Origin of the sequence: Solibacillus daqui (assembly GCF_028747805.1) — a bacterium.
Taxonomy (GTDB): Bacteria; Bacillota; Bacilli; order Bacillales_A; family Planococcaceae; genus Solibacillus; species Solibacillus daqui.
The window spans coordinates 4,055,210-4,069,100 of the sequence record NZ_CP114887.1; the positions used below are offsets into that span (position 1 = coordinate 4,055,210).

The following is a 13,891-nucleotide window of genomic DNA, read 5'->3' on the forward strand; positions in this document are numbered from 1 at the left end:
CTCCTTATCTAAAATTATTAAATTTTATCCAATAGCCTTCTTGAGTATTAAAATACCCCTAGTTCAAAGCAACGCACTTTTTGAATTGACTAGTTTCCTTAGTTTTCTTAACCTATCCTACTTCAATTCGCAGACGGTCTATCAAACCCTGGTTTTCGAGGGAAACTAACGTAAATCAATTCACTTAACCAAATTTGAAGTAGCGAGAATCTAAAAAAAAGCATTAAATATCGAAAGTATACAGTTAAAAAGTTTACGACTAAACGAATAATAATCGTTTTTGCTTATTGTGTCAATAATGTGAATTGTATTCTCTCAAAAACTTTAACAAACAGAATCTATAGTTTTATTTTCCATTACCTATCTGCTATTAGTTACTTTACGTAACCGTAGTAGCCTCGGTACTTTTATGTGCCAATTTAATGAACTCGACCATTTTAAAATTGTATTTTGGCTAGTTAAAAAACTAATAAGAGAAAAGTAGAAATCCATGTTCATACAAGAATAGAAATGTTAGAAAAACGGATTTCTCACCAAAGCGCACGACACAATATCTTTTCTTAAAGTTCAATAAAAATTAATACTTTTCTAACCACAAAAAAACTAGCTAGAATTTCTAGCTAGTTAATTCCTTTATTTTTATTATTGGCTATTTGCCACTTGGTAAAACTTTATTTAATACAATCGCGGCAATTGCAGCTGTTGCTACTGGAGAGCCAAATAAATATTGTACTGTCGTCGGTAAAGAATATAAGAAATCCTTAGGTAATAATGTTAATGCAAGTGTTAAAATCATTGGAACCGCAATAACGTACATTTCTTTTTCACCGATTCTTACATTTTTCATCACTTGCAAACCGCTAATCGCGATAATGCCACAAACGATGACGAACACACCACCAATTACTGCTGAAGGAATAACAGATATTAACGCTGCTAGTTTACCAGAAAACCCAAATAAGACAAACCAAATCCCCGCAGCTACGAAGACACGTCGACTTGCAATACCTGTAATTGAAATGACACCTGCGTTTGTTGAGTATCCTGTAACTGGTGTTGAACCAAGGAAAGAAGCAACGAAACAACCAATACCCTCACCAATCACTCCACGATTTACTTGCTTATCTGTTAAAGGTTGATCGATAACATTACTAATCGCAAACCAAGTACCTGTTGTTTCAGCCATTAATACAATATAAATAATGACCATTGTTATAATTGCAGAAGCATTAAACGTGAAACTAAAATCAGAGAACGGAATTTGTGGCAGGCTAAACCATTTAGCTTGTGAGACTGCCGATAAATCTAGTATTCCCATAAATTTCGCTGCAATGCTCCCTGCAATTAACGCAATAAGAACCGAAGCAATACGGAAGATGCGACCTTTTTGTTGGAAGTAAGAACCTATCATAACGCAAACGATTAAAACCGTAGCTGTAATAAGCGCTAAATAAATGTTTTGGTTAATTGTAGCACCTGCACCATTATAAATATTGCTACTTAAACCAACAGGCATTAATGAAAGACCAACGACAAAGATAATCGTACCTCCGACGATTGGCGGAATGAAAATTTTTACAATCTTATTAAAAAGACCCGTAAATCCTAAAATAATAACTAATATAGCACCGATTAAACTTGCCCCAAGCACCGAACTCCAGCCAAGTTCGCCACCACCACTAGCAGCATAAATACCAACGATGGCACCAAGCGGCACATAAGACGGACCTTGTGCAATCGGCAATTTCATACAGAAATATGTTTGAACAATTGTTGCAATTCCTGCTGCAATAAATGTTGATTGTATTAGCGCTGAAGATTGCCCTGATTGTAAACCGATTAACAACGCAATAAGGAAGGGTACTACATACACATCCATCGCCATTACATGTTGTAAACCTAAAAAGGCTGATTGACCAAATGAGATTTTATCATCGGGTAAAACGGTTAATTGTTGGGTACTGCTTTGATTGTTAGTTTGCTTATTTTTTTGCGATTCCACTAAATTGCACACCTCAAAGTTTTAATTTGTTTAATTCAATTTATCGACGTTTTAGGGTATTGAACTTTTGTTTACACCGTTCTGTTATGAACTTTGTTGCCTTGCACCCAAACTTCACGAATATTTTCAGGTCGAACAAGATACATGATTTTTTGGAAAATATCAGTTAAATCTTCATTCACATCGAAAATCGGTAGTTTTGCAGATGCTATTTTCGTATCAATTATTTGTACATCCCAAGCATAGTTTTCTTGTAAACGGCCAATTGGTAAACTTAAACTTTCCCCACCGCCAGCTGTTGCTAAATAAAAGGCTTCGTTAATTGTAATACGAGAATTTGCTACGCCACGTTTTTCGGCTGGGAGAGATGGATTTACCCCGTCTTCTAACATTCTAGATGACATTACAGCTTGTCTAGCATTATCGAAAAGGCTTGGAGAAAAACCTCCAGAAACATCTGAACCTAAACCAATATCGACTCCTTTTGAATGGAAATGAGCAACCGGAATGACACTATTAGCAAAATAAGCATTAGAAACAGGACAATGACTAATAGCAGTACCTGTTTCAGCAAATAATTCTACATCCTCATCATCTAAAAAATTACAATGTGCCATAACCGCTTTGTCACCTAATAAACCAAAATCATGTAACGCAAACGCATCATTTTTATTGAATCGCTCTTTTACATAACCGTGTGCCCAATCGCTTTCACTACAGTGAGATTGAATATGTGTATCGTACTTTGCAGCCAATTCTCCTAAGCCTTTTAAAGCACCGTCTGTACAACTTGGGATAAATCGTGGCGTGACAACTGGATAAACTCCTTGTTTTGTCGTTTTTGCTAATTCTTTAACAGCAATAATGAATTCTTCTGTATCTGCTAATGCTGTTTGAATATCAGCGTCTCGGTAAAATTCTGGCGTTTGCTCAGGATCATCCATCACAACTTTCCCTACTAGACCACGTTGTCCCTTGTTGGCACATATTTCAGCGAGCAATAAACTAGCCTCTTTATGAACAGTAGCAAAATAGAGTGATGTAGTTGTGCCATTTGCTAGTAATGTACTTACTAAATCTTCATACACCTCTTTAGCAAAATTTAAATCTGAGAACTTCGATTCAATGGGGAAGGTATATGTGTTTAACCAATCAGAAAGAGGAATATCTAGTGCTGTTCCAGATTGTGCCCATTGAGGTGCATGAACGTGCAAATCAACAAAGCCCGGTAGGAAATACTGCCCTTCCGCTAACTGGTGGAAGTTTTCTTTCCCTCGATATCTATTTAGTAGTTCTTGATAATCAGCATCCTCAGGTGCAACTACTTTTTCAATCATTCCGTCAGCATTTATGCAAAACAGATAATCTTTTAAAACCTGTATTTCTTGAGGTGACTTACTCGAAAAAGCAGTCCCTCGGAAAATTTGCGTATAATTAAACATAAAAACCACCTTAATGTTCGTTTTTAATGAAGAATAGGGAATATTATATGGGATAAAAGTCGTTTAGTCTATACAATACACGAATAAAGTTTTTAAATTTAAGAAAATTAGAGAAATGTATTATTTTGTAGTAAAAAGAGGAATAATTCTTTAAAAATAAAGTTGTAAATAAGCCTTGCATCAACACTTTACTTTGAACTTATTAACAAAAAATCCTAATATAGTATAAATATAAGCATTAAAAATCAGATTTACTTCATAGCTAAAGCAACTAATTTTAATTAGAAAACACATTTCTCCCCAAAATAGCGCGAAATGATCTCTGTTAAGATGCGGACTCCGTTGGGAGATTTATCCTCTCCTATACACTAAATAAATCAAACTAACTTTTACTTCACATTGTAAAGTTAGTTAGGCTTTCAAAATGGTGAATTATAAAATGATTTCATACTTACCCTTTAGTAATGAATCTTGAGTAAAACGAGGCTCAGACAGAATTAGTTTTAGTCCAAATAAAAAATCGAAATGGCACAAATGCCATTTCGATTTTTTATTGCTTTTTGTTAAATGTAGAGAAATTCACTACTCTCTCACCACATATTTCCGAAAAATTTCATGGATTATTCAGTTCAATTATTCAGAAAGCCATGTCCCACTAACTGAGAACATTATTCTTAATTCTCTACTCAACCGCTTTAATTACCAGCCTCTTCTTTTAGAACAGCCACACCCATTTGGTCTAAATGGGTTTCCGCACATTGTATTTGTTTCAAAGCATTCATTTATTACCGATTCAGTATGAGGGAAATAATGTTGGTTATTAATATAATGTTGATTAACAGTAGTTAAGTGTGAAGGGTGAATGTGTGGTACAACCGTATTTGTAATATTTCTTTGAACATATTGTCTTGACGGTGATACTTGTGGTGATGCATATTGCGTCGGTGAAGTCTGCGCTGGCAATTGTTGTGCATTGTTAAAGAAACCTTGACCTGTATTACCGCCAAACGGATCAAACCAGTTTCTATTGACCATTTAAATCTCCTTCCCTATTTGTAATAGTATCTTTATTAACATATGAAAGGAAATCTTGGTGACCTATTTACTTGCCTATTAAAAAGTCTTAAAAATTTGATTAAGTTAAACCTCGATAATGTAGCATAGTTTATCGACTCTTTAAATTCTTTATTTCCCTGTATTGGAACGATTTCCCTTTAGCGTAAATTACTCAAAAACATAAAGAATCTTTGGAGCAGACATATTGTCATGCGTTTTTAATATTTCACGTGAAACAATTGTATGAATTTTCTTTGAATTCCGTTCGTTATCATAAGCATTCCTAACCCCTTAAGCTAGCTGGACCTCTTCATCAACACAGAGGTCCAGCTAAGTAAATGCATGGTAATTGAAAATAAGTGAGAAAATATAACTCTTTCCCATAAAAAGATAAACGACCGATCCCCTGTTGAATTCAGGGAAGCGATCGTCGTTGGTACATAAGGACACATTTCTGGGAACATTTCAGTAAGGTGCTTGTACCCCGGCAAAAGGCACCACGGCTCTGCGGTATTTCATAAGACCGACACAAATATCGCGTAATAGGCATTCTTTATGCTCACCGTGATCAGAATATCGTATCAAATCGCCACCATTGGTTTGGATTACCTATTCAATCGGCTGCTGCTGTGTAACACAATGAATCATCCCACCATCTTTATAGAGCTGACGTACATCAATACCAACTACTTTTCTATTTGGATACAATTTTTGAATGATTTCATTAGCTCTTTTATCATTTGAATCATTATAATTTGGCACTAATACAACACTATTTGCAACATAATAGTTCAAATAAGAACCTTTATAACCTAAATTTTGACCATTTTTTAAACGGACATTTTCTTTAGTTAAAGGTAAATATTCATAGTTATATCGTTTATTCTTTGCGTTTTTTGCATTTAAAAGTATATCTCGGTCTGATTTCTTCAATCCCCAGTCTATTAAGTCTGCATTCTTTAATGTGATAATTGTTTCATCATCTAAAAAGCGTGCAAATCCATCGATATGAAAATCTGTAATGTCTTCCCCTTTTACCCCATCTAGCCAAATAGGATTGGAAATACCATAAACATCATACAGATAGCCCTCTATTTCTTTTTCAGATAAATGCGCATTTCGATTATCATTTGTGACAGAACTACGTGTTGCCAAGCTTGTCCCACTTCCATCAAATTCAATTGCTCCACCTTCTAAAACGACTTCATTTAAATTGACTAATTTAAACCCTAAATCTTCGCTTATTCGTTGGGGGATTATATCACTTTTTTTATATGGCTCCTTCTTACCCCAACCATTAAATCCCCAGTCTAAAATAACTAACTCATCTTTTTCATCATAGACAAATATTGGACCATTATCACGAACCCATACGTCGTCAGTTGGATATTGATAAAAATCCACACGCTTCAAGTTTACACCTGCATTTACTAACAACTTTTGAATCGCTTCTTCTTCTTTTTGATTGTATGTTATAATATGGACATTTTCACCCTCTGTAAGAGCTTTTGTCATCTTTACCCAAATGTCTTGAATATTTTCTTTATAGCCTTTTCCATAGGTATAGTTATGTGGCCATTGTAGCCAAGTCCCTTCATGCTGTTCCTCTTCTAATGGCATACTATATTTCCCAACTGGTTCTTGAGAAAGAGCTTGGACTGTTAATCCCCCAGCAATTAAACCTGCAATGCATAATGAACTAGCGATTCTCTTTTTTAGCTTGCTCACAATAATCCCTCCATTCAATTTTCAACTAAAATATATAGGTTGACATTATGTGAAGGTCAAGGCTTTTTAAGAGCAACCGTAACAAATATTTCTGTTATAAATTCCTCAACATATAAGGTATAGTATCCATCAACTAAATACCTCTCCATAAACTCCCCAATGATTTCATAATCATTTTCTTCTGCATAGCGAAAAAGCTGAATATATGCCCGACTTATTGTATTATACGTACCATAATGGATCGTACTTATATATATAGCATCAGAAAATGGTAACAACTCAAAATCTGTATGTTCTCCCCTATTTTCAATCGGTTGAAACACGCCTACATCAAGTTCACCTTCATTCATTTGTGACATATCATGAAAAACAACAAAAAATTTCCCACCCAAAGTAAATGGCTGCTTATACATATTCTCTACTGTATCTTCTAAAAATCGTTCCAAATGAAATTCCTTTATAACAGCTCTTTTAAAGATCGTATCGAATCCTTTTCTGTTTCCGATAAGAACATCATAGTTATTCTTCACTAATTTTGATGGAATATTTTCTTCTTGTAACTCATCAATTAGCTGTTGGTATTCTTCCACTACCCCATTTAACTGATCTAATTTTTCCTTATAAATACCAGGAGAATGGTAAAGTCCTTTTTCAAAAATGGTTTGTATCTCCGCAATAGAATAATGATATTTACGCAGTCTCTTAATTTTTTCAATCGTATCAATATCTTCCTCTGTGTACTGACGATATCCATTTTCCTCATTAACAGCAGGATTTAGTAACCTTTCTTTCTCATAGTGTCGCAGCATTCTAGTAGATACTTTTGTAATTTTTGCGATTTCACCAATTAAATACATTTATATTCCCCCATCCGCCTAGCGTAGTGCCTGTCATCCCTCTCTTGTTTCATAAACATTGGAAGTACAACTTGTTTTTTGCCAATTGGTAATATTAAAACTAAAATTAAACACTTGATAATTCAAATGAAAGCTAGTAAACTATTCAACGTGCTCGCTTATTACACATAAATATTACTGTATAACCTCAAGAATACGGCTTGAGGGTCTCTACCAGGAACCTTAAAATCCTGATTACAGAAAATGAACTATTCATTTTTTGTAATCAGGATTTTTTTTATTTTCTAATTTTTTCATCAGAGAGGATGTATAGCAGAATATGAATTACAAAGTTTTTATACTAGCATTATCAACTGTTGCCGTTGGTTTGGTAGAATTGATCGTTGGCGGTATACTTCCAATTATCGCAACAGATATGAATATCTCATTAAGCTCTGCTGGACAGCTGATTACAGTCTTCGCACTTATTTTTGCGATTTCCGGTCCAGTGTTATTAGTTTTAACGAGCAAAATTGAACGAAAAAAGTTATACCTTATTTCCTTGTTTATTTTTTTCATCAGTAATATCATAACTTATTTTAGTCCAGATTTTACCTTTATGATGATTGCCCGGGTTTTAAGTGCGATGAGTACAGCACTTATCGTGGTGCTATCCTTAACAATAGCAGCAAAAGTTGTTTCACCAGACCATCGTGCAAAGGCTCTAGGACTCATTTACATGGGAATTAGTTCATCACTTGTCCTGGGTGTGCCACTAGGTATTCTCATTTCCGATAATTTTGGTTGGCGGGTAATTTTTCTTGGAATTGCAATTCTATCAGTAGGCTCTTTTATCCTGATTTCCATCTTTTTGGAGCCAATTCCTGGTGAAGAGACAATTCCACTTTCACAACAATTAAAGGCCGTTGCCAGCTTAAAAATCGGGAGTGCACATCTTGCTACCATGTTTATGCTGGCAGGTCATTATACGATCTATGCGTATTTCACTCCATTTTTGGAAACGGAACTTCATCTGAATTCTTATTGGATTAGCCTTTGTTATCTTTTATTTGGTATTGCAGCGGTAAGCGGGGGAGCATTTGGGGGAACACTTTCAGATACGATTGGCGCTCCTAAAAGTATCCTTATTGTCATAATTTCATTTGCTATTGTGCTGTTCCTGCTGCCATTCACTACCTTCTCACTCATTGTATTTATACCGGTAATGATGATTTGGGCAGCATTAAGCTGGAGTCTAGCTCCACCACAACAAAGCTATCTAATTCAAACAGATTCTGCTACATCGGATATTCAGCAAAGCTTTAACAATTCAGCGTTACAAATCGGTATTTCCATGGGCTCTGGATTTGGGGGTATTGTTTTAAATCAAACAAATACTATCTCACATGCAGCTTGGTATGGGGGATGCCTTGTTCTCATTGCCTTAGCATGTGCAGTCTTTTCTTTAACAAGAAAAACGAATGTAAGAGGAGAATATAAAACGACAGCTTCGGATGTTCAACAATCAAATATATGATTTTAAATAGCATCATTCAGATTATTATCGAATGATGCTATTTCTATTTTAGAATCCTTATGGAGCTGAATTTAGTGAGTTATTTCGGAACAACCATTGAAATTCTAGAAAAAATATTCGTTACTATTCAATTTTAAAACCACCTAAAACGTTCGTTACCAAAGTCTTAGGTGGTCTTTTCAAAAACTGCACTTACTTATGATTCGGTTCACCACAACATGTATACTTGCGGTTTTTATTATTTCCAAATTTTTTGAAAAAACTTCATTTACTTATGATAAGGTGCTCCATATCACAAGTAAATGAGGGATTTTGGAAATTGAAAAATATAAACTTTTATTGAATTACTTTAACAGTTTTTTCTCCAACAACTAGTACCCCATCTACATAACCTCTAAACACAAGCGATACTTGCGGTTGATTCCACGTGAAATGAGATCGTTCGAACTTAAACTGTCCAAGCTTTGCTTGATTATAATATCCATTATTGCTCTTCAAGGCTTTTACACCATTAATAGTTGCAGTATTCAAGTCGAAGCCTTTTGTACTGATCCCATCTGGCAGAATAACCCGTACTGTGAATACTCCTTTATTTCCTTTAATTACTTCTGGCATTACTTCAAGTGTAGCTGGAATGTATACACTAAATTGTTTTGTAATAGTTGTGCTATTTCCAGCAGCATCCGTTACTTTAACAGTTACGTTATACTTACCAGGCTCATCAAATTTTACAGATTCCCCATTTGCTACAACGGTTGTTTTTAAACTTGGTGATGTAACAATCATCTCTTCCGAAGCAACACCTGAAAGAATATCGTTCGCTGAATATGTTAATTGTACTGAATCACCAAGCTTGTAATCTTTGTTTACATCCATTGAAACGGCTGGTACCGTTTTATCGATTTTCACTTTAATAGTATTCGATTCCTCGACATTACCTGTTAAGTCAGTAGAATAAAATTGAATTGTATGAATTCCTTCCTGTTTAACTGTGAAAGTATCTCCTTCCACAAAGGCAGATCCATTAATTGAATAAAACGTTTTTTCAACGCCACTTTCAGCATCTTGTGCATGCAATTTCACAACTACATCTTTGTTTGTCCACTCTGTCGGAGCTGTCGCAGTTGTAGTAGGTGCAATTAAATCTGCTTTTATTTCAATCTTTTGAACTTCCTCTTTATTTCCAGCAACATCCTCTGAATAATAGCTAACTTTATAAGAAGATTTGCTTCCATCTACTTTAATTGTTGTACCTTCCACATATGCTGCTCCATCAATTGAATAGAACGTTTTAGACACTCCACTTAATGCATCTGTTGCAAATAAGTTGATAGATGTATTTGCAGTAAACCACTCTGGAATTTCACTAGTTTTTGTAGTTGGCGCTTCTGTATCGATTTTCACAAATACAGTTTTTTCTGCTTCCTTGTTGCCTACTTTATCTACAGAGTAGAAAGTAATTTTATTAATTCCTTGCTCTGACACCGTAAACGATGTTCCAGATTTAAACTCACCATCATTTACTGAATAATACGTATTTGCCACTCCTGTCTCGTCATCAGATGCAGATAATGTTACGTCTACAGGACTTGCATTTGTCCAATTACTTGGTAAATTCGCTGTTGTAACAGGCGCTGTCGTATCCACAATCAATTTTGCTAACACGACGTTTGAAGGTATTGATTCACCAAATGAGTTACTGTAAGACGTTACATAATATTCATGATCTACATACGTTAAACCTGAAACTGTGTAAGATAAATTATTAATTTTTTCGGCAATTAACACTGGTTCCCCATTCACAATTTCATATAAATTGTAACCATTTGCATACGTTACAAAATCCCATATAATTCGAGCACTTGTCGGACTTAGTAATTTAATGCTTGCTACTGGGGGCTCCATTTCTGGATATACAATGTCCACTGCCAATTGGCTAGAAGGAGCTGATTCACCGAAACGATTACTAAACGCAACAATTTCATAATAATGCGTTGCTTCTGAAAGATTAAATAGTTGTGTAGTTAAGGCTGATCCTTTGTATACTAGCTGACGATTTGATCCCGTAACTTCATATACAAGATATTCATTTGCCCAATTAACAGCTTTCCATGACAAAGTAACGTTGTTGCCGTTAAAAATCGTGTTAGTCATGACTGGAGCTTGTACTTCCGGCCAAATAATCTCGAAGTTAATGTTAGTTCCTTCTGCCGATTCACCAAAACGTGGACTAACAGCATGAACTACAAACTCATATTGACCTTCTGCCATTTTAGGGAATGATGCAGAAGTAGTTGTTAGTGTATTCTTTAATACTTTTTGTCCATCAACGATTTGATACACTTTATAGCTCGTTGCATACGTTGCAGCGTTCCATTTTAAAACGATATCATTCACATTCGTAGCTGTTTTCGTTAAATTGCTAGGCGCTTGCATTTCTGGGAAGACTAAATTAATGGATACTTTGCTTCCTTCTGCTGATTCACCGTAACGAGAATTATACGAATGAATTTCAAACTCATACTCGCCCTCTGGCTGATTCGCATACGTTACTGTTGTAGTATTTACTGTACTTTTTAATACTTTTTGTCCATCAATAATTTGATATACTTTATAGTTTGTCCCGAAAGGAACCGCTTCCCAAGTTAATTTAATGTCATTTCCATTTACGAAACTGTAGGTAGCATTACTTGGCTTAGCCATTTGTACTTCACTCATATTAACAGATACTTCTTTACCTTCTGCCGACTCTCCAAAGCGAGGGCTTACAGAATGAACAACATAGACATGCTCCCCGAATGATACGTTAGACAACGTAGTTGATAAATTTGTTACTGTATTTTTTAGTACTTTTTGTCCATCAATAATTTCATACACTTTATAGCTTGTTGCATATTGAACTGCTCCCCAAGTTAAAGAAACGTCATTTCCATTAAGAATTTTAAATGTTAAAGAACTTGGTGCAGCCATATTCGGGAACTGTAAAGGAACTGTAATTTCTGCTGCAGTTGATGACTCACCAAACAATGATGAGAAAGATGTCACAACATATTTGTGATCGCCTTCTGATTGGTTCGTATACGTTACAGTCGTTCCTGTTAACGTACCCTTTAAAATTCTTTGACCATCGATAATTTCGTAAACTTTATAGCTCGATGCACCTGTAACAGCTGACCACGTCAACTTAATGTCATTTCCATTAAGAATTGTATACGCTAAATTTGTTGGTGCAGGTAAATCTAAACCATCTAATTTTAAAGAAACTGTACTACCTTCTACTGATTCTCCAAAACGGTTACTTACAGAATGTACTTCATACGTATATTCACCTGGTGCCATCTTTGTATAGCTAATAGTTGTTCCTGTAACAGTGTTTTTCAACACTTTTTGTCCATCAATAATTTGATACACTTTATAGCTTGTCGCATTTTCTGCTGCATCCCAGTTTAAAGTGTAATCAGTAGTATTTTTAATAACATACGTTAAGTTTGCCGGTGGACTCATTTGTGGGAACTTAATCTCGAAAGAAACTTTCGCACTTTCCGCTGATTCTCCGAAACGGCTAGAGAAAGCATGAATTTCATATTTGTAATCACCTACTGGTAAATACGTAAAGGTTGCTTTTGTATTATTTACTGTACTTTTTAATATTTTTTGTCCATCAATAACTTGATACACTTTATAGCTTGTGGCATACGGTACAGCATCCCAGTTTAATGTAACATCATTAATGTTAGCTGCTGTATATGTCGGATTCGTTGGAGCTGTCATTACAACAGGCTCTACCTTTACAGAAATTAAACTTCCTTCTGCCGACTCACCAAAACGACTACTTACAGAGTAAATTTCGTACGCATAGTCTCCTGCTGAAGAGTTTGCATACGTAACAGCTGTTGTCGTTACTGTGCTCTTTAATACTTTTTGTCCATCGATAATTTGATAAATTTTATAGCTTGTCGCATTCGTAGCAGCGTCCCATTTTAAAACAATGTCGTTTCCATTCGCAATTGTATACGTAACATTGCTTGGCGGCATCATCGCAACTTCTCCGACATTCACCTTTACTTGGCTACCATCTGCCGATTCACCAAAACGGCTACTTACAGAATGCACTACATACTCGTAATCTCCAGCAGGTAATTTTGTATATGCTACACTCGTCCCTGTTACTGTACTTTTTAATACTTTTTGTCCATCAATAGTTTGATAAATTTTATAGCTTGTCGCATTTGCAGCAGCGGTCCATTTTAACGTAACATCATTAAGATTTGCAATTGTATACGTTAAGTTTGTTGGAGGAAGCATTGTTACTGATCCAACAGTTACCGTTACTTGACTTCCTTCTGCCGATTCACCAAAACGACTATTTACAGAATGAACTTCATATACATATTCCCCACCAGGAGTATTCGTATATGTAACACTCGTTCCCGTTACTGTACTTTTTAAAATTTTTTGTCCATCAACAATTTGATATACGTTATAACCTGTTGCGTGTAAAGAAGCAGTCCATTTCAGTGTTACGTCATTAACGTTTGCAATTGTATACGTCAAATTCGTTGGAGCTGCCATTACTGGATGATGAATTGTTACGTCCACAGTATTAGAAATTGGCGACTCTCCATATTTAGAGTTAAATGAAGAAACTGTATACGTAAAATCCCCTTCAGGAGCATTTGAAATCGTATACGTTTTACCTGTTACTGTAGTAACTAAAGTTTGCTCTCCATTTGGTCCAATTTGGTAAACTTTATATCCTTCCGCATACTGAGAAGTTGTCCAGCTCAAGTTAATGTCGTTTGCGTTTTGTAAAGTGTAAGAAAGTGTTGGAGCTGCCATCGTTGGATAAGCAACATTCACCGTAATCGGTGCACAAGGACCAGATTCTCCGTTCGCACTTAACGTTGAAACGACGTATGTATACGATCCTTCTGGAAGGTCATTAATCGTATAACTATTAGTAGTAACTGTACCACGTGGTATTAATTGACCTTCTGTAATTTCGTAGATTTTATAGCCTGTAGCACTAACTACCGCACTCCAAGTAAGCTTCACATCATCTGGTGTGATATGTTGGTACTCAAGGTTACTTGGCGGCAGAAGGTTGCTATCTGTTGCTCCCAAAACATTTTGCATTGGAAACAGGAAAACTTGCAAAACTAACACCAAAGCTAGTAATGCTGAAATTTTACTTGATAAACTTTTACCCATGTTCTTTACCCTACCTTTCAGTAGTGAATAAGGAATAACGCGCATAAAAATAAGCCTCTTAACAAGGCTCATAAAAAAA

At 35.5% G+C, this 13,891-nt stretch carries 7 protein-coding genes and 1 riboswitch; of the genes, 1 reads left to right on the forward strand and 6 read right to left on the reverse strand.

Annotated elements, in window-relative coordinates; genetic code table 11:
• Positions 1-649: 649 nt before the first annotated feature.
• From O7776_RS20065 to O7776_RS20085, 5 genes are all read right to left on the reverse strand, one after another.
• Complete coding sequence (locus O7776_RS20065; RefSeq protein WP_274308630.1) at positions 650-2,002, reverse strand: uracil-xanthine permease family protein; 1,353 nt, start codon at positions 2,000-2,002, stop codon at positions 650-652.
• A 71-nt stretch (positions 2,003-2,073) separates the two neighbouring features.
• On the reverse strand, positions 2,074-3,444 hold the full coding sequence (gene guaD, locus O7776_RS20070; RefSeq protein ID WP_274308631.1) for a guanine deaminase: 1,371 nt from the start codon (positions 3,442-3,444) through the stop codon (positions 2,074-2,076).
• A 699-nt stretch (positions 3,445-4,143) separates the two neighbouring features.
• Positions 4,144-4,479: a CotD family spore coat protein gene (locus tag O7776_RS20075; RefSeq protein ID WP_420802137.1), complete on the reverse strand. Its 336-nt coding sequence runs from the start codon at positions 4,477-4,479 to the stop codon at positions 4,144-4,146.
• Positions 4,480-5,109: 630 nt separating this feature from the next.
• Entirely contained in the window at positions 5,110-6,189 is a 1,080-nt protein-coding gene (locus tag O7776_RS20080; protein WP_274310557.1) for an agmatine deiminase family protein, read from the reverse strand.
• A gap of 95 nt (positions 6,190-6,284) precedes the next feature.
• Positions 6,285-7,085 (reverse strand): MerR family transcriptional regulator, encoded by an 801-nt coding sequence (locus O7776_RS20085; protein ID WP_274308632.1) that lies wholly within the window; start codon positions 7,083-7,085, stop codon positions 6,285-6,287.
• Positions 7,086-7,242: 157 nt separating this feature from the next.
• Positions 7,243-7,342: riboswitch (purine riboswitch) on the forward strand.
• A 62-nt stretch (positions 7,343-7,404) separates the two neighbouring features.
• On the opposite strand from O7776_RS20085, the gene O7776_RS20090 reads away from it, so the two are divergent.
• Positions 7,405-8,601 (forward strand): MFS transporter, encoded by a 1,197-nt coding sequence (locus tag O7776_RS20090; protein WP_274308633.1) that lies wholly within the window; start codon positions 7,405-7,407, stop codon positions 8,599-8,601.
• A 336-nt stretch (positions 8,602-8,937) separates the two neighbouring features.
• Here the strand turns inward: O7776_RS20090 and O7776_RS20095 are convergent, their stop codons facing one another.
• Entirely contained in the window at positions 8,938-13,812 is a 4,875-nt protein-coding gene (locus O7776_RS20095; RefSeq protein ID WP_274308634.1) for an OmpL47-type beta-barrel domain-containing protein, read from the reverse strand.
• Between the last annotated feature and the right edge of the window lie 79 nt (positions 13,813-13,891).

Excerpts from the sequence above, each read along its gene's own strand:
- guaD (WP_274308631.1), bottom strand. The coding sequence starts at position 3,444 with ATGTTTAATTATACGCAAATTTTCCGAGGGACTGCTTTTTCGAGTAAG.
- O7776_RS20075 (WP_420802137.1), bottom strand. The coding sequence starts at position 4,479 with ATGGTCAATAGAAACTGGTTTGATCCGTTTGGCGGTAATACAGGTCAA.
- O7776_RS20085 (WP_274308632.1), bottom strand. The coding sequence starts at position 7,085 with ATGTATTTAATTGGTGAAATCGCAAAAATTACAAAAGTATCTACTAGA.
- O7776_RS20090 (WP_274308633.1), top strand. The coding sequence starts at position 7,405 with ATGAATTACAAAGTTTTTATACTAGCATTATCAACTGTTGCCGTTGGT.
- O7776_RS20095 (WP_274308634.1), bottom strand. The coding sequence starts at position 13,812 with ATGGGTAAAAGTTTATCAAGTAAAATTTCAGCATTACTAGCTTTGGTG.